Annotated in this window: 14 protein-coding genes; 6 read left to right on the forward strand and 8 right to left on the reverse strand. The window is 72.9% G+C overall.

Features of this window, described 5'->3' with window-relative positions; translation table 11 throughout:
• The first annotated feature begins 19 nt into the window (after window positions 1–19).
• A complete protein-coding gene (locus ACIQTP_RS33465; RefSeq protein ID WP_403407267.1) occupies window positions 20–502 on the forward strand; it encodes a GNAT family N-acetyltransferase in 483 nt (160 codons plus the stop codon).
• A gap of 114 nt (window positions 503–616) precedes the next feature.
• On the opposite strand, the gene ACIQTP_RS33470 is transcribed toward ACIQTP_RS33465, so the two are convergent.
• Window positions 617–1,960: a helix-turn-helix domain-containing protein gene (locus tag ACIQTP_RS33470; protein WP_402039049.1), complete on the reverse strand. Its 1,344-nt coding sequence runs from the start codon at window positions 1,958–1,960 to the stop codon at window positions 617–619.
• A 152-nt stretch (window positions 1,961–2,112) separates the two neighbouring features.
• On the opposite strand from ACIQTP_RS33470, the gene ACIQTP_RS33475 reads away from it, so the two are divergent.
• Together ACIQTP_RS33475 and ACIQTP_RS33480 are read left to right on the forward strand one after the other, a co-directional pair.
• Entirely contained in the window at window positions 2,113–2,271 is a 159-nt protein-coding gene (locus tag ACIQTP_RS33475) for a hypothetical protein (RefSeq protein WP_403407105.1), read from the forward strand.
• Between the two features lie 54 nt (window positions 2,272–2,325).
• A complete protein-coding gene (locus ACIQTP_RS33480; protein ID WP_403407107.1) occupies window positions 2,326–3,579 on the forward strand; it encodes an amidohydrolase in 1,254 nt (417 codons plus the stop codon).
• Here ACIQTP_RS33480 and ACIQTP_RS33485 read toward each other — a convergent pair.
• From ACIQTP_RS33485 to ACIQTP_RS33495, 3 genes are read right to left on the reverse strand one after another with little or no spacing between them, the layout of a single operon-like run.
• Window positions 3,557–5,014, reverse strand: coding sequence for an extracellular solute-binding protein (locus tag ACIQTP_RS33485; RefSeq protein WP_403407109.1), 1,458 nt, complete (start codon window positions 5,012–5,014; stop codon window positions 3,557–3,559). The genes ACIQTP_RS33480 and ACIQTP_RS33485 overlap by 23 nt on opposite strands.
• Window positions 5,014–7,701, reverse strand: a complete 2,688-nt coding sequence (locus ACIQTP_RS33490; protein ID WP_403407111.1) for a caspase family protein — start codon at window positions 7,699–7,701, stop codon at window positions 5,014–5,016. The genes ACIQTP_RS33485 and ACIQTP_RS33490 overlap by 1 nt, the downstream gene beginning before the upstream one ends.
• Window positions 7,702–7,705: 4 nt before the next feature.
• Complete coding sequence (locus ACIQTP_RS33495; RefSeq protein WP_403407113.1) at window positions 7,706–8,071, reverse strand: hypothetical protein; 366 nt, start codon at window positions 8,069–8,071, stop codon at window positions 7,706–7,708.
• Window positions 8,072–8,310: 239 nt separating this feature from the next.
• Between ACIQTP_RS33495 and ACIQTP_RS33500 the strand changes: the two genes are divergently transcribed.
• Complete coding sequence (locus tag ACIQTP_RS33500; RefSeq protein WP_403407115.1) at window positions 8,311–10,278, forward strand: Ig-like domain repeat protein; 1,968 nt, start codon at window positions 8,311–8,313, stop codon at window positions 10,276–10,278.
• A 166-nt stretch (window positions 10,279–10,444) separates the two neighbouring features.
• On the opposite strand, the gene ACIQTP_RS33505 is transcribed toward ACIQTP_RS33500, so the two are convergent.
• From ACIQTP_RS33505 to ACIQTP_RS33515, 3 genes are all read right to left on the reverse strand, one after another.
• Window positions 10,445–11,512: a hypothetical protein gene (locus ACIQTP_RS33505; RefSeq protein WP_403407117.1), complete on the reverse strand. Its 1,068-nt coding sequence runs from the start codon at window positions 11,510–11,512 to the stop codon at window positions 10,445–10,447.
• 86 nt (window positions 11,513–11,598) lie between these two features.
• Window positions 11,599–12,753: a PP2C family protein-serine/threonine phosphatase gene (locus ACIQTP_RS33510; protein ID WP_403407269.1), complete on the reverse strand. Its 1,155-nt coding sequence runs from the start codon at window positions 12,751–12,753 to the stop codon at window positions 11,599–11,601.
• Window positions 12,754–12,866: 113 nt separating this feature from the next.
• Window positions 12,867–13,502 carry an NAD(P)-dependent oxidoreductase gene (locus ACIQTP_RS33515; protein WP_403407119.1) on the reverse strand — a complete coding sequence of 212 codons (636 nt, stop codon included), beginning with the start codon at window positions 13,500–13,502 and terminating at the stop codon, window positions 12,867–12,869.
• A gap of 154 nt (window positions 13,503–13,656) precedes the next feature.
• Here ACIQTP_RS33515 and ACIQTP_RS33520 point away from each other — a divergent pair, with 154 nt between their 5' ends.
• Together ACIQTP_RS33520 and ACIQTP_RS33525 are read left to right on the forward strand one after the other, a co-directional pair.
• Complete coding sequence (locus ACIQTP_RS33520; RefSeq protein ID WP_403407121.1) at window positions 13,657–14,130, forward strand: hypothetical protein; 474 nt, start codon at window positions 13,657–13,659, stop codon at window positions 14,128–14,130.
• A gap of 225 nt (window positions 14,131–14,355) precedes the next feature.
• On the forward strand, window positions 14,356–15,255 hold the full coding sequence (locus ACIQTP_RS33525; RefSeq protein ID WP_403407123.1) for a hypothetical protein: 900 nt from the start codon (window positions 14,356–14,358) through the stop codon (window positions 15,253–15,255).
• Here the strand turns inward: ACIQTP_RS33525 and ACIQTP_RS33530 are convergent.
• Window positions 15,170–16,510: a PLP-dependent aminotransferase family protein gene (locus ACIQTP_RS33530; RefSeq protein ID WP_403407271.1), complete on the reverse strand. Its 1,341-nt coding sequence runs from the start codon at window positions 16,508–16,510 to the stop codon at window positions 15,170–15,172. The two genes, ACIQTP_RS33525 and ACIQTP_RS33530, sit on opposite strands and share 86 nt — an antisense overlap.
• Window positions 16,511–16,629: the final 119 nt, after the last annotated feature.

Consider the following 16,629-nt stretch of genomic DNA (forward strand, 5'->3'; position numbering starts at 1 on the left):
CGAGCTGTCGAGCAGGGCCATGACCGCCCTGCTGGACTCCGACCTCGACCGGGCCGGTGCCGAGGTGGGGGCCGAACTCACCGAGTACTTCCTCAGCGACAGCGCGCGCTGGCTCTGGCGCTACCGGCTGAACCAGCTGGCCTCGCACCCCGAGTGCGCGGGCTGGCTCGCCAAGGCCGTGGTCGCCGAACCGGAGGGTACGGTCGTGGGGCACGCCGGGTTTCACGGGCCGCCGGACGAGGCGGGCATGGTGGAGATCGGCTACTCCGTGGACCCCGGCCACCGCCGCCAGGGCTACGCACGGGCGATCCTGGCCGCGCTGATGCGCCGGGCCGCCGCCGATGCGCGGGTCCGGACCGTGCGTGTGACGATCAGCCCCGACAACACCGCGTCCCTGGCGACGATCGCCGGGTTCGGCTTCACGGAGGTCGGCGAGCAGTGGGACGAGGAGGACGGCCTCGAAACCATCTTCGAGATACCCGCCGCCGAGATTTCGGCCTGAACGGCCTCGTCCTCGAACGCCGGACGGGCTGAAAGACGCGTGCCGGAGGCCTTCAGGAGCGCGGGGAACTGCGCGACCAGCCCCCACCGGCCCGCAGGTGAGGGACCGGGGCCGTTACAGCGGGGGCTGGGCCGGGGCCGGGCCCAGGGTGGTGGTGCCGGGGGCCGTACGGTGGCCGAGACCCGTGCGGTAGGCGTCCAGCGCCGCCTCGACCCGTCCCGTACGCCGCAACAGGTCCCCGAGGAGCCGGCACAGGTCGGCGAGATCCCCCGCGGCCCCCGCCCGCTCAAGAAGACTCAGCGCCCGCACGTAGTGCTCCTCGGCGGACTCCGTCTCCCGGGCGTCCTCGGCGATGATGCCGAGCAGTCGGTGCGCGCCGGCCGAGTGCACGGCGCCGCGCTCGGGACTGAGGTCGCCGAGCACCTCGTGGAGGAGTATGGCGGCCTCGGCCGACTTCCCACGCCGGTGCAGCACGTCCGCGAGCTCCACGTTGACCTGGCTCGTGTACAGGGCGGCACGCTTCGCGGAGAGCATCGCCTGCGCCTCCCGCAACTCTCCCTCCGCCCGCTCCAGTTCGCCGTTCTGGGCGTACAAGTAGCCGCGCATCCAGTGGCAGTTGGCGAGCTCGGTACGGATCTGGAGCTGGCGGTAGAGCTCGGAGGCCTTGGCGAGGGAGGCGTCGGCCTCGGCGACCCGGCCCTCGGCGATCATCGTGCGGGCGACGGAGCGGTGCATCCGGGCGACGAGGGCCGGATCACCCACCTGGGGCGCCAGGGCGAGCGCGAACTCCGCCGCCTGGGCGGCCCGCGCATGGGCGCCCATGTCCATGTACGGGGCGATGACGCCCGTGTAGAGGAGCAGCAGCGCGTCCGGGTCGTGCATCCCCGTACGGTTGAGCTCGTCGAGCGTGGACTCGAACAGATAGCAGGCGTAGCGGAGTTCACCGGCGAGGTAGTGGGACACGGCCCGGCCGCGCAGGGCGGGCACCCGGTTCGGGAGGGGCGCGTCGCCGAGGCGCTGTTCCGATGCCTCGAAGCGTTCCCGCGCGGTCTCCAGGTTCCCGGTCTCCAGGGCGCATTCGCCGAGCCCGAGCAGCGCCGCGGCCTGCTCGGCGACGAGCCCGTGCGCGTCCGCCTCCGCGAGGAGCGCGTCGTACTGCTCCGCCGCGACCTCCGCCTCGCCGGTGGCGAGCGTGCGCTGGGCGTCGGTGAGCCGCAGCCGCAGATCGGTGGCGAGGTGGGCGGGGCGCCCGGTCACGATCTCCTCGTACGCCACCCCGAGCCGCTCGGCGATGTGCCGCAGCGCGGGCTCGGAGGCCCGCACCCGCCCGGCCTCCAGGGTGGAGATGTACGCGGGCGTGTACGCCGGTTCCGCCAACTGTTTCTGCGTCAGTCCGCGTTCCGTACGCAACTGCTGAACCCTGCGCCCGATGACCTCCGGGCCGTCACGCTCCGCCATGGATTAAGCATGCCATTAACCCGACTTACACTCGGCCAACTTTTGACTATTATCCAACTCCCCTTGCGCCCCTTGCTCTTTGATGCTTCGAGCCCCTACGTTAAGCGGCGGATTAAGCCTGCTTAATACGCCGCTGTTGTTGCGAGGTCGCCATGCTCCGACGTATTTCCGCGCGCTACTTCAGGGGATTCGGTGCGGCCGTCGTCGCCGTCGCCGCCCTGGTCCTGGCAGCGAACGCCGGCCCCGCCCGGGCGGCCGAGGCAACCACCACGCTCCAGCCCCCCACGGGCCAGACGCAGGCCCTTCGATAGACCGGCCGCCGACGGGAACTCCCCCGTCCCGTCGGCGGCCCCTACGCTGGCCCCGTGATCTCGCCTGCCGCACGCATCGCACTGGACCTCACCGCCGACCTCCCGGTCCCCGGCCTGGAGGACTTCTACCGGGACCTGCACCGGCACCCGGAGCTGTCGATGCGCGAACACCGGACGGCCGCCGCGCTCGCCGACCGGCTGCGCACGTCCGGGTTCGACACGGTCACCGGCGTCGGCGGCACCGGAGTCGTCGGCGTCCTGCGCAACGGGCCCGGGCCGACCGTGCTGCTGCGCGCGGACATGGACGCGCTGCCGGTGCAGGAGGCGACCGGACTGCCGTACGCCTCCCAGGCGCCCGGCGTGATGCACGCCTGCGGGCACGATCTGCACCTCACCTGGCTGGCGGGCGCGGCCTTGGCGCTCGCCGCCGGACGCGACACCTGGTCCGGCACGCTCCTCGTGCTCGGGCAGCCCGCCGAGGAGACCGGTGAGGGCGCGTCGGGGATGGTAGCGGACGGACTGTACGAGAGGTTCCCGCGGCCGGACGTGCTGCTCGCCCAGCACGCCGCCCCCGGGCCCGCCGGGCTCTACGCCCACTCGCCCGGACTGATCATGTCCGCCTCCACCGACGTGGACATCGTCGTGCACGGGCGGGGCGGGCACGGTTCGCGTCCGGAGTCGACGGTCGATCCGGTCGTCACCGCCGCGTACCTCGTGACCCGGCTGCAGACCGTCGTCAGCCGGGAGATCGCGGCGCGCGAGCCGGCCGTGCTGAGCGTGGGACGGATCGAGGCGGGCACCCGGCACAACATCATCCCCGCCGAGGCCCGGATCGCCCTCAACATCCGCACGCAGTCGGACGAGGTCCGTGAGCGGATGATCGCGGCGATCCGGCGGATCGCGGCGGGCGAGTGCCTGGCCGCCGGCTGCCCGCGCGAGCCCGACGTCGTCGTCGGCAACAGCTTCCCGGTCACCGTCAACGACCCGGAGACCGACCGCCGGGTCGCGGCCGTGCACGGCGAGGTCTTCGGCGCCCAGGCGATTCTCGACCCGGGGCCGGCGATGGGCAGCGAGGACTTCCCCCGGCTCGCGGACGGGAAGATCCCGTACTCCTACTGGTTCGTGACCAGCACCCCGGCCGAGGTGTGGGACGCGGCCTCGGGCGACGACCTCATGGAGAAGTTCGCGGCCGTGCCCAGCAACCACAGCCCGCAGTTCGCGCCCGACCTGGCGACGGTCGCGCCGGGCGTGCGGACGCTGGTGTCGGGGGCGCTCGCGTATCTCGTCAGCCCGGAAGAACCTTCCTGAGCTCCTTGTCCAGTTCGGCGGCCAACTCGGCGTCGCCCGGCGGGTCGTCGGTGAACAGCCTGCCCAGCTCGGTGGCGAACGTCTGGGTGAACGCGCCGTACAACGGGGTGCGGGGGCGCTGGACGGCGCGCCGGAGCGCGGGGAGCAGGATCGTCCGGGCGTACGCGGGGCGCCCGTGGTCGTCGCGCGGCATGCGGTCGGCGCTCTCGCGGGAGGGCGAGGCCGAGGGGGAGGCGGCTCCGGGTGTCCTCGCCACACCGCATGTCACGTCGTCGCTCGTGTACGCGGACTCGCGGGTGGCCGCGAACCCCGCGTCCAGCAGGCAGCGTTCGCTCTCCTTGTTGGTGAGGAACCGTATCAACTCCCGTGCCTTGTCGGCTTGTTGGGAGGATCCGGCCAGCGCCAGGTTCTGGCCGCCGAGCACCGCCCGGCCGGGCAGCGGGGCGACGCCGAGCTGTGCGTCGCTCAGGGACTGGTGCAGGGTGCGGTAGGCGTAGGGCCAGTGACGCAGGAAGGCCGTACGCCCGTCAGCGAAGTCGGTGAGCGACTCGCCCTCGTCCGAGCGGACCGCGTCCCCGAGCGTGTACGCGCCCTGGGTGCGGGCGCGCAGCTCCGCGAGGCCGTCCGTCAGCTGCTGGACGGTGGCGGTGTAGCGGCCGTCCTCGTCGGTGAGGCCGGCGCCGTCCATGGCGGACAGGAACGCCTCGATCCCGTTGACCGTGCGGCCCTCGTACGGGCCGAGCTGGGTGGTCCAGCCCTTCTCGTACCCCTTCGGCCGCGACCGGCCCGGCGCCTCGACGGCATCGATGAGGTCCCGCAGCTGCCGCCAGGCGGTCACCTTGCTCAGGTCGGTGTCCTGGACGTGCGCCTGCTTGAGGTAGTCCCGGCGGTAGTAGAGCAGGCCGACGTCGCTGTTGAAGGGGACGGCGTAGAGCTTTCCGCCCCAACGGGCCGTGCTCGCCACCGACTTGATGACGTCCGCGTCGACCAGGGTGTCCGGCAGCGGGCGGATGAGGTGCGCGGCGGCGAACTCCGGCACCCAGGTGACGTCCAGGTTGACGACGTCGTACTGGGCACTGCCGGACTGGAGCGCGCCGAGCAGCTGGCTGCGCTGCTGGTCGGCGGAGCCCGGGAGTTCGACCAGGCGGGCGTGGACGTCGCTGTGTTCCCTGTCCTGCTGGGCGTTCCACGCGTCGATGAGCTGCTGGCGGATGCCGCCCTTGCCGGTCACGTCCCGCCCGCTGGCCACGACGATGTCCCCGGAGGCGCCGGGGGAGACCGTGGCGCCGGGTCCGGCCGGCCCGCCGCCGGTGCAGGCGGTCAGCAGCAGGGCGAGGGCCAGCCCGTATCCGTGGACCCGCCCGTGGACCCGCCCGTGGACCCGCCCGTGGCCCGGCCCGTGGCCCGGCCCGTGTGCCCGCCGCCGTCGCCGCATCACTCGTCCCCCGTTCCGGTACGCGCGACCTCGTCCCGCAGGCCCGCCACGAGGTCGCCCTTGGTGTCCAGGCAGCGCCCGCCACTCGCGTCGGAGATCCGCTGGTCGGGCCTGCCCTTGGCGCAGCCGCCGCTGTCGAGGGCCGCCATGACCACCGGGACGCCCTTGGTCCGAGCCGAGGTGAGCAGCTCGTCCAAGTGGCCTTTCGCCGTGAGGTGGTTGTCGTCCTCGTCGTCCGTGAGGAAGACGATCAGCTCGGGGCGGTCGTCGTCCTTGCCCTTCTGGGCCATGGTGTCCAGCGCCGCCTTCAACGCGCCGTACGGATCCGCCTCCGCGTCCTTGACCGCCGCCCGGTCGAGGGCCCGCTCGGCGTCGCGGCGCTTGTGGGGTCCGAAGGGCAGCAGTTCGGCGTACGGGCTCCGGCCAGGAGAGGCCACGGACCAGACGCCGTACTCGTCCTGTGTGCCGAGTCCGCCGAGGGACTGCTTGAGGATGCCGGGGGCGCCGCCCGGCCCCTGCCACAGACCGGCCATCGAACCGGAGCTGTCCAGCAGGAAGAGCACCCGCCCCGGGCCCTTGGCGTTGCGGTACTGGTTCAGGGCCGTGTCCATCGCCTCGGCGCCCGCGGCCCCGGCGGGCCGGCCGGGGTCGGCGATCAGACCGGTGGCCGAGTCGTGGGCCGCGAGGAAGGCACGGGCGCCGGAAGGGGCGCGGAAGCCGTCCTGCCCGAAGACCGGGAGACCGGTGCTCGTGAGCCAGTCGTGGAAGCGCCGTACCGCGTCGTCCCGGGCCGCCTCGTCGCTGTCGCCGCCCGCCCACCGGACGCGGACGAAGGTGGGGGTCAGGCCCGGCACGTCGTCGGGGTACTCGGCCATCCGCGGGGTGCGCGTCGTCCGGTCGCAGCCGACCCCGCTCACCATCAGGAACTCCGGTACGAGGGCCGCGGTGCTCCGGTCGGTGTCCGCGTCGTCGGGCAGAGCGCACAGCAGGTCACCGGCGGTGGGCGCGGGCGGTCCGGTCTGGGCCACGCTCTTCTCCGCCCCGCCCACGTCGGCCTTGGCCGCGCCGTAGAGGCCGACCGTGGCCAGCAGCGCGGAGTCGGTGTACTCCGGGTCCGGGCGCCGCATGGAGGCGGCCTTGTCCCGTCGTGCCAGCTTCGCCCGCAGGCCCACGAGCGAGTCGCCGGTCCGCTCGCGCACCGAGTCCTCGGCGATGCCCTGCGGCAGCGACAGCACCATCGGGGAGTACGCGAACGGCGACGCGTCCGGCTCCAGCGTCACGTAGGTCCGCGCCACCCCGGAGGGGCGCGCCCTGGCCGCGGTCGCGAGCGTGGCCGGGATCCAGATGTCCGGCTGGGGCCCGATGTCGCGCTGCGGGTCGGTGTCGTCGCTCACCGGCCGTTGCCAGGGGTCCGACTGGTCGCGCAGGCCCGCCACCACGGCCGCCGAGCCCGCGCCGTACACCGTGATCCCACTGCGCCGGCAGCCGCCGCCCGTGGTGTTCGCCGACGACGTGAGATAGGTGTCGGCCGCCTTGCGCACGGTGGATTCGAGATCGGGGTCCGTGAGCAGCCGCAGCTCCACGGGCGGGCCGCAGGCGGACCGGTCGGAGGCCGCGTTGTCGACGACGAAGTGGCCGACGAGACCGAGGGCGGCGGCGAGGACGAGGAGGACGACGGCGAGGCGGCGGAGCGAGGGCCCGCCGGGGGCCTGGCCGGGCGGCCGGTTCGAGGTGGGGGCCGAGGGCCGGAGCGCGCGCGGGCCCACGACCCCGGGCCGCAACCGGGCCGCCGCCGCACGCGCCCGTTCCACGAACGCGCGCGGCCGGCGGCGACCGGACGTGGGGCGGCTCGCCGCCCCCGCTCCGACGGCCGCGGCCCTGGAGCCGACGGGCCTCCCGGCCCCCGCCCGGATCCCCAGCACCACGTCCACCGGAGGGTTCTCCGTGCGGCTCTGCGGTTCCCAGGGCTCTCCGCGTTCGGTCCGGTGGTGGGTGGACATGTAGGCCCTGAGCGCCTCCGCGAGGGCCAGGAAGTGAACCTCGTCGCCCTGCCCCTCGCCCTCCTGATCCTCGATGCCCGACGTCAGCAGCTCCACCAGCCGGGCGGTGAACGGGGTGGGGGTGTCGGCGTCGCCCGCGTCGATGCGGTTGTTGGCCTGCACGCTCATCAGTACCGAGACGCGCCGTCGGACGTCGGGGCGCTCCACGGCCTCCCACACCCGGGCGGCGTTGCCGGCGTTGCAGCAGTCGAGGACGACCACGATCCGCTCCGCGTGGCTGTTGGCGAGGATGCGCAGCACGTTGGTGAACCGGGCCGCGCCCTCGAACCCCGCCGTCTCGCCCCGGACGATCTCCGCGTCGCGCATCTGCAGCCACAGTTCGTCGCCCGCGCTGGGCACGGCGCCGTGTCCGGCGAAGTAGAGCAGGAGCAGCCCCTCGGCGGAGTCGGCGGCCGCGCGCAGCGAGTGGCGGAAGTCGGCCAGCCGCGGCGAGCGCGCGACGGTGATCTCCAGGGGCTGGAGGACTCCGCCCCTCTCCAGGGCCCGTACGAGCACGGCGAGGTTGTGGGCGACGGCGGGCAGCTGGCCCGGGACGCCGTCGCGGTGCTTCGGCCGCGTGAACTCGTACTCGGACACACCGACCAGCAGCGCCCGGTTCACCTTTCCCCGCGGGTCGAAGCGGTCCACCCGGCTACCTCTCGTCGGAGCCCAGGGGATCGACACGGGCGTCCGGCGGATCGCCGTTCTCCACGGAGCCGCGGTTGTCGCTCCAGGCCCGCACCGCGCTCTTGACCTGCGCGAGCAGTTCCTTGAAGACCGTCTCCGCGCCCGCCCCGATCAGCACCAGCACGATGTCCATGCCGACGCCCATGGGCGTGCCCTGTTCATCGGTCCCGGCGCGCTCCTCGATCCGGAGATCACCCCTCTTGACCAGCTGCTCCAGCGGCCTCTCCCGCTCCAGCCACTTCTTCAGGGCGCCGACATCGCTGTCGCTCGCCGTCCCGTCCAGACGCACGCGGATGGCCCGGGCTGCCACACCCTCCCCCTCAGCAGTCATGACTCACCATCATGGCACCGGAGTTGACGCCGGGGGAGGCTCTCGACAGGGGCAGAACAGCACACCCACGCGTTCCAGTGACCCCTGCGGCTCCCGTTGTCAGTGGCATGACTTAACCTTTGCCCACTCGCCACACACGGCTCACAGGTTCTGCACGGCTCGCAGGCCGGACAGGGCCAGGACATCACTCGACCCGTGCCGGTGGCGCCCACACTTCGCACCGGGGGGTTCGAATCAGCGTGCGTATGCGCACTCTTCCCGCCGCCACAGCGCTGGCGGTCCTCTTCAGCTCGGCCGCGCTCGCCCTGGGCGGTGCCGGGGTCGCGGCGGCCGACTCCAGCAGGTCCCTGGACGTCCAGGACCCGCGTGACACGGTGGTGGACAGCGTTCACCAGCGGCTGTTCATCAGCGACTCCGCGTCCAGCCAGATCGCCGTCACCGACTACTCGGGCAAGGTCGTCGGCAAGCTCTCCGGGCTGCCCCAGGTCACCGACCTCGAACTCAGCCCGGACTCCGGCACGTTGTACGCGGCCGTCGAAGGAGCCGACAAGATCGTGGCCTTCGACACGGCGCAGCTCACCCAGAAGGCCGAGTACGCGACCGGGGCGAAGACCGAACCCTCCCGGCTCGCGCTCGCGGACGGCAAACTGTGGTTCGCCTACGGCGACCAGTGGGACTCCGGGCTTGGCGCCGTCGATCTGACCGCCGAGACGCCCACAGTCACGCTCGACCTCGCGGCGGGCCACGACTACGCCAGCCCGCCCATGCTGTACGCCGACCCGGACAACCCGGGCATGCTGGTCGCCCTCGACGCGGGTATCAGCTCCGGCCCGGTCATCGTCTACGACATCTCCTCCGGTACGCCGGTGATCCGCGTCTCCGCCGACAAGGGCGGCTTCCCCAAGGACGCGGCCCTCACCCCGGACGGCCAGAACCTCGTCGTGGCCGGACCCGGGAACCGGGCGCTCACCGAGTACCGCCTCTCCGACCTGGAACAGGTGCGCACCTACCCCGTGGCCGACACGCCGTACGGCGTCAGCATCGCCCCGGACGGCACGGTCGCCGCGACCGTCGACGACTTCGAGGAGACCGGCGACACCTACGTCTTCACGAACGGCCCGGACCAGCCCGCGAGCGTCCGCAACCTGCAGTACAACGGGGTGTGGAACCGGCACGGCGCGGTCTGGGCACCCGACGGGAACAAGCTGTTCGTGCTGACCGAGATCTCCTACCGCACCACGTTCCACGTCATCGACGAACCCCGGAAGTACGCCGGCACTCTGACGGTCGACGCACCCGCCACCGCCACCCGGGCCAAGTCCCTCACCGTCAGCGGCAAGCTCACCTCCGGTCTGCCGCCGGCCGCCGGGACGCCGGTCACCGTCACCCGCACCGACATGGAGTCGCCGAACGGCAAGTCGCTGGGTACCAAGACCCTGGGCGCCGGCGGCAAGTTCTCCTTCAAGGACACCCCGCCGGCCGGCGGCAAGGTGAAGTACACGGTGAAGTACGCGGGCGACGCCACCCACACCCCGGCGTCCGCCTCGGACACGGTGGAGGTCTCGCGCGCCACCCCGACGCTCACCCTGAACAACAACCGCAAGGTGTACGCCTACGACACCGACGTGAAGTTCACGGCGCACCTGGGTTCGACGTACAAGAACCGCACGGTCGAGATCTGGGCCGACCCGTTCGGCTCCGACAAGCCCAACAAGCTGGTGAGGTCCGGCAAGGTGAACTCCTCGGGCAACCTCACCGTGACGCTCGACCTCAAGCGCGACGCGAAGGTCACCGCGAAGTTCGCGGGCGACTCGCGCTACAAGTCGAAGTCCGTGAGCAGCACCGTCGGCGCCAAGGTGAAGGTGTCCACGGCGATCAGCGGCCAGTACAAGAAGAAGTCGGTGTACGGCCACACGTACTACTACTTCCACAAGTCCAAGGACCCGCTGTTCACCACGACGATGACGGCGTACCCGCAGCGTCAGCAGCGGCTGGAGATGGAGCTCTACTACCAGGGCACCTGGTACGACGCGGGCACCCAGTACTTCAAGCTGAGCTCCACGGGCGTGTCCAGGGTGCAGCTCGGCGGCACCCACGAGACGGGCTACCGGATGCGCGTGCGCTCCTCGTACTACAACGGCACGTCGGGCGACAACGTGAACTCGACGACGCACGGTGACTGGAAGTACTTCATCTTCACCGGCTGATTCACCGGTTGGTTCGTCGGCTGATTCACCGGCGCCGCGACCCGGAAGCCCGCCTTCCCCGGGGAAGGCGGGCTTCCGCATGTCTCACCACGGCCATGGAGTTCCTGGGATCCGAGACGACCGGCGCGGCCGCCGGCGACTGCCCGCCGGGCCCCGACCCCGAGCGTCACACCTGCGCCTGGAGTCTGCTGAGGTGCCGCTGTACGTGGTCCAGGGCGCCCTGCCGGCGTCCGGGCACACGCAGCCTCAACCCGGCGAGCGCGGAGCCGAGTTCGACGGCCCGTGCGGAGTCCCCGATCCGCCCCCACTGGTGGTGGGCCCGGTCCACGGCCGACTCGACGGCGGGGGCGTCGGCGGCCTGGCCCGCGTCCAGCCGGTGCCCGGCGATCGCCAGCCAGATGCGGCAGCTGCCGACCGGGTCGCCCGCGAGCATCGCCAGGTCCGCGCGGACCTCCGCCCAGTGCAGGGCCTGTTCGGAGGTGACGCCCCAGGTGCGGGCCGCCTCCTGTTCCCAGCGCGCGGCCAGTGCCGCGGCCTCGTCGTGCCGGCCCGCCTGCGCGGCGGTGGTGATCGCGGCGTGCGGGTCCGGGACCACGGGTATCCGCGCGGGAGCCGCCAGCACGATCCCCGGCGGCCCGCTCTCGGCCTCGATCCGGGCCAGCGACTGCTGGTGCAGCAGCGGGAGTTCGGGCCGCCGGCCGCTGCGCAGGATCGTGGCGAGGGCCTTCATGTACGCCGGTGACGCGACCGTGCGCCGGGGCGGCGGCGGGGCGACGCGCCCGTACAGGCCGACCCCCGTGCCCGCGGTGAGGGGGCTCGACGCGAGGTACTCCCAGGTCTCCGCGTCGGCGTGCAGGTCGACCAGGAGCTCGGTGGTGCCCGGCGCGCGCAGCCGGAGCTCCTCGGTGATCCAGTGCCAGGGGAAGGCCGTGTAGCGGACCGTCGACGGGGTGGTGCGGGCCAGTGCGAGGTGCGGCAGGCGCTGGCGGCGGTCCAGTTGGAGCTGGCCCGTCACGAACATCGTCAGCGGGCCGGGGGCGGTGGCGGCCGCGCGCAGCCGGGTCAGCACGGCCTGCGGCTCCAACGGGTCGGCCAGTTCCACCACGTTCGCGGTGTCCGTGCCGGACAGCACCGCGGGGGACACCGCCGCGAGCACGGGGAGTACGGACGCCGCGTCCACCAGACACCCCTTGCCCACCGGTGAGGCCGCGAGGAGCAGCACGGTTCCGGGCATGGTTCCCTCCCTCCCCATCGATCACGTACGCCAGCACCGTAACCGCTGCGCCTGCAAAGGGGGACGTCAGCCGGGCAAACGCCCGCCTATGGCTGGCTTGTGCCCCCGCCCGTACCCTCCGGGACCACGTTCGGCGACACCACCGGCTTGGAGTCCCCCCGTCGTCGTACCGCGAAGATCGTGGTGTCGTCGGCCAGACGCCCACCGCAGTGCCGCAGGGTGCCGTCGCGGACGAGTTCGACGAGGCGCTGCGGCTCGACCGTGCGGGGGTCCTCGGTCAGGGCGCGGGTCACCCGGTCGAGGAGCGGGAAGAACACTCCGTCGGCGTCGCGGGCCTCGGTCACCCCGTCCGTGACGAGGAGCAGGGTCTCGCCGGGGACCAGTACGGCGGTCAGGACGAGCGGCTGGTCGGAGGTCAGCTCGGCGAGACCCAGCGGGAGTCCGTGGCCCGGCGGCAGGGTACGTACGCCGTCGGGCGCGACCACGAGGGGCGGCTCGTGGCCGAAGTTGACGAACTCGACGGTCTCCCGGGTGTCGTCGGGGAAGCCCACCAGGACGGCGGTGGCGAAGCGGTCGCGGTCGTCGCGGCCGACCGCCGTGCCGTAGCCGACGTGCCGGAGCATCCGCACCTCCAGACGGTCGGCGACCGTCCGCAGGAGGCATTCGTGGTAAGCCGCCTCACGGAACGTGCCGAGCAGCGCGGCCGCCGACTCCACCGCGCCCAGCCCCTTGCCCTGCACGTCGCCGAGGAGCAGCCGGGTGCCGCGGGGGCCCGGCTGGATGTCGTAGAAGTCCCCGCCGACCCTGGCCTCGCTGTCGGCGGGGAGGTACACGGCCGCGTGGTCGAGGCCTCCCCAGCCGGGCGGCAGCGGACGCAGCACGGCGCGCCGGGTGGTCTCGGCGACGTCCATCATGTGCAGCATGCGCCGCTCGCCGCGGACCCGGACCGCACAGGCCAGGACCGCGAGGACGCTGCCCATGCTGACGAGGATGAAGTCGGGAAGGCCGGTCTGGTACTGGTGCTCCCAGGACGCGTCCACCTCGGCGTAGGTGACGACCGCCAGGCAGGCGAAGACCGCCGTGGTCCACACCCCGCAGATCGCCGCCGCGATGCCGGGGACGAGGACGATCCAGGAGATGATCCGGAACTGGTCGGAGGTGTTCCAGTCGGCCAGCCCGATGCCGATGAGCAGGACCAGCGGCGCCACCCAGGCGACGCTGTGGCCGTGCAGCCGCAGCATCTTCTGCCGCTGGACGGAGTCCTCGCGCTGCTCCGGGGGCACCGGGCCGAGCAGCGGCGACAGGTCCCGGATGCGTCGCAGGGCGCCCACGTCGCCGTACCACCCGTTCCTCGTCAGTACGCCACCGACATACGGGCGCGCGGGTGGGCGGGCGTCTCCAGCTCGTCGACGACGGCGACGGCGTAGTCCTCGGCGCTGATCCGGCTGTTTCCGTGGTCGTCGGTGAGCATCCGGTCACCGCCGAGGCGGAAGACGCCGGTACGGGCGCCCGGGGCGATTTCGGCGGCGGGCGAGATGTATGTCCAGTCGAGGTCGTCGACCGTGCGGTAGAAGTCGAGGACGTCGCTGTGGGCGCGCGCCTCCGGCAGAACGGCCTCCGGGAAGCCGGGCTGGTCCGCGACCGCCTGTCCGGGCGCGACCTCCAGACTGCCCGCCCCGCCCACGACCACCAGCCGCCGCACCCCGGCCGCCCGGGCGGCGTCCACCAGCGCCGTGTTCAGCGCCAGGAACGGCCCTCGGGGTTCCGTCCCGTCCCGCGGCGGTACGCAGGCCGAAACCACCACGTCCGCGCCCGACACCAGCTCGGTCACCTTCGGCGTGTCCGAGGCGTCCGCGGCGGTCGCCGTGACCCCTGGAACCGGCGACTGCCCGGAGCGGCTCACCGCCAGGACCTGGTGCCCGCGCGCCGATGCCTCCGTTGCGATACGGCTGCCGATCATTCCGGTGGCGCCGAAGAGTACGACCTTCATGGGATTCAGCGAAACACGAGGCCAAAACCCCCGCATCCCGACTTGCCAGCCGCCCGGCCGGGGTGTGCCCTGGAAGGCGGGGCGAGGAGAGAGGAGTGCTCCCATGACTCACGCGGCACCAGTCTCGAAGGCGTCAGGGGCACGACACGCAGCGGTGACAGGACGTACGGCGGGAACGGCGGGAATCACGGGTTCGACATGGGCGGCGCGGACGCACCGCGCACCCGATGTCTTCGACGCGCGCACCCACGCCGTCGCGAAGTGGGCGGTGCCCGTCGTCGGCGGGCTTCTCTACGGTTACTGGGCGGCGGCCAACGTGCGCGACGCCGGCCTGCGCGACGGCGGACCGATCACGGGCTGGAACGTCCTGTTCGGGTTCGTGTGCGCGATCGTGTTCGCGGCCGCCTACATCGGCGTCCGCATGCTGGCGCCGGTGCTGAGGCGTGAACTGCACGCGCTGGTGTGGACCGCGTTCGCGGGCATCGCGTTCGGGTTCCTCTACAGCCTGACCGGCGCTTCCGTGCTGCGCTCCACGTTCATGGCGCTGGGGGTCTCGGTGTTCGTGCTCGCGGGGAGTTTCTACCACTACTACACGCACGAGGACGCGGCGGGCCATCCGGTGAGCTGACGCGGCGACACGACATGGTGCACGAGGCCCCGGCAGGCTGCCGGGGCCTCGTGCGCCTCCCTCACTCACCTACCCCCTGGGACCAAGTCCCAGGAGTTCTGGGAAGAGCCGCTACAACCAGGTAACACCCGTTCGGGTGAGCTCTCCACCGGAGCGGCTCGTCGTTTGCACCCATATGCAGTCACACCGCTCGCGTCCGCCGCCCACGGGGCCTTGCCTGGTGGGGTGTCCCCTCGTGTGCGCAGCACCCTGTCGGCCGTCCTGATCGCCCTCGCCTGCCTGTTCGCGCCGCTCGGCGCGCTGTCGACCTGGGCGGCGTACGGGATCGGCGACGACGAGCGCTACGCGGCCGCGATGGAGCCGCTCGCCGCCGACACGGACGTACGGGAGGCGATCGCCGCGGCCGTCACCACCGGGATCCTGCGCGAAGTCCATGTGCGGGCACCGCTCCAGGGGCCGGTGAACCACTTCGTACGGGACGCGGTGCGCTCGTTCACGCTGACACCGGCGTTCCACACGGCGTGGCAGGCGGCGAACCGGGCCGCGCACGAGGCGGTGATGCGCGCGCTGCGCAGTGACCGGGAGGAGGCCGTGACGATCGACCTCGCCCCGGTCGCCGAACAGGTCAGGAGTCAACTCGCCGACGCTCACGTGCCGTTGGCGAACCGCATCCCCCTCGAGCACACCGAGATCACGGTGTTGCCCTCGAAGGATCTGGCCGAGCTCCGGAAGGGGTTCCACGTGCTTGAAGTCGCCGGATTCTGGCTGCCCGTCACAGCGGCCGTCCTCGCCGTGACAGGCATCCTCGTCGCGGTGTGCCGCAGACAGGCGGTGCTGGCCACCGGGCTCGGCACGGCGCTGGGCGCCGCGCTGCTCGGCGTCGCGGTCGCCGTCGGCCGCCGGCTCACCCTCGCCGACCTGCCGCCCGACGTGTCCCCCACGGCGGTGGGCGCGGTCTACGACGCCCTCACCGACACCCTGCGCCTGGTCTCCTGGGCGCTGCTAGTGCTAGGCATCACGGTGGCGCTGACCGCCCTGCTCACGGCCGCGTACGCGCGACGTCGGCGAGCGTCCCGAGCGCCCGGGCCAGCTCCGACGGAGCCACCGACGCGAGTCCGAGCCTGACGGCGTCCGAAGCGCCCGCCGGGGCGGCCGGGGCGGCGGCGAAGGCCGGACCCGGGGTCACCGCGATCCCGTGCGCCGCTGCCGCCGCCGTGAACGTGTCCGCCCGCCACGGCGCCGGCAGCTCCCACCAGGCGTGGTACGCCCGCGGATCGGCCCGCACGCGGAACCCGGCGAGGTGCTCGGCGACCAGCGCCTGCCGCAGCGCCGCGTCCGCCCGCTTGGCGGTGACCAGCCGGGCGACCGTGCCGTCCCCCGTCCAGCGCACCGCGGCCTCCAGCGCGAACCGTCCCGCGCTCCAGGCACCGGAGCGCAGCGCCGCCGCCACGTCCTCGACCCGGTCCTCGGGCACGACGAGAAAGCCGACGGTCAGGCCGGGCGCGACCCGCTTGGAGAGGCCGTCGACGAGGTGGGTGCGCTCGGGGGCATGGGCGGCGAGGGGGTCGTGGCCGGTGTGGAGGAAGGACCAGATGCGGTCCTCGACGAGCGGGAGGTCCAGGTCGCGTGCGGTGTCGGCCAGTTGCCGGCGACGCGCGTCCCCCATCGTCACGCCGGTCGGATTGTGCAGGGTGGGCTGGACGTACACGGCGGACAGGGGCGCCGAGCGGTGGGCCGCGGTGACCGCCTCGGGCCGCAGCCCTTCGTCGTCCATGGCCAGCGGTACGAGGGTGACGCCGAGCCGCGTGGCGATCTCCTTGACCAGCGGGTACGTCAGTGCCTCGACGCCGACGCGGCCGCCCGGCCGGACGAGGGAGGCGAACGCGGCGGCGATGGCCTGGCGGGCGTTGCCCGCGAAGGCCAGCCGGGACGGGGCCGGGCGCCAGCCCGGGGTGGCGAGGAGGGCGGCGGCGGCCTCGCGGGCGGCGGGCGTACCGGTGGCGGGAGCGGTGCGCAGGGACTCGGTGAGGACGTCGGGGCGCAGCAGCGGGGCGAGGGCGGGGGTGAGCAGCTCCGACTGGCCCGGTATGGACGGGTAGTTGAGTTCCAGATTGACGAGCGGGGCCGGGGACTTGGGGGACGGCTCGGCGAGGGCGCGGCCCGAGGGGACCGGGGCGGTCCGGACGAAGGTGCCGCGGCCCACCTCGCCGACCACCAGTCCGCGCCGCACCAGTTCGGCGTAGACACGTCCGGCCGTCGATCCGGCGATCCCGCGCCTCCGGGCGAACGCCCGCTGCGGGGGCAGTCGTTCACCGGGTCTGAGCCGCCCGGCGGCGATGTCGTCGGCGAGCCGGTCGGCGATGCGCCGGTAGTCGTCCACCATAGGAACGTTCCCCCTTGTTCGGATCGCACGTGCGCGGTGCGCGGTGCGCGTTTCGGATCGCACATGAGCCGAAGCATGAGAGCCACCCGCGGGACCGCTTTCCACGTGGCTCGGTG

Source organism: Streptomyces sp. NPDC090798, from assembly GCF_044768965.1.
Taxonomy (GTDB): domain Bacteria; phylum Actinomycetota; class Actinomycetes; order Streptomycetales; family Streptomycetaceae; genus Streptomyces.

Coding starts and splice junctions, on each gene's coding strand:
- ACIQTP_RS33515 (WP_403407119.1), bottom strand. CDS start 13,502: ATGAAGGTCGTACTCTTCGGCGCCACCGGAATGATCGGCAGCCGTATC.
- ACIQTP_RS33495 (WP_403407113.1), bottom strand. CDS start 8,071: ATGACTGCTGAGGGGGAGGGTGTGGCAGCCCGGGCCATCCGCGTGCGT.
- ACIQTP_RS33475 (WP_403407105.1), top strand. CDS start 2,113: ATGCTCCGACGTATTTCCGCGCGCTACTTCAGGGGATTCGGTGCGGCC.
- ACIQTP_RS33485 (WP_403407109.1), bottom strand. CDS start 5,014: ATGCGGCGACGGCGGCGGGCACACGGGCCGGGCCACGGGCCGGGCCAC.
- ACIQTP_RS33510 (WP_403407269.1), bottom strand. CDS start 12,753: ATGCTGCGGCTGCACGGCCACAGCGTCGCCTGGGTGGCGCCGCTGGTC.
- ACIQTP_RS33505 (WP_403407117.1), bottom strand. CDS start 11,512: ATGCCCGGAACCGTGCTGCTCCTCGCGGCCTCACCGGTGGGCAAGGGG.
- ACIQTP_RS33465 (WP_403407267.1), top strand. CDS start 20: ATGACCGCCCTGCTGGACTCCGACCTCGACCGGGCCGGTGCCGAGGTG.
- ACIQTP_RS33470 (WP_402039049.1), bottom strand. CDS start 1,960: ATGGCGGAGCGTGACGGCCCGGAGGTCATCGGGCGCAGGGTTCAGCAG.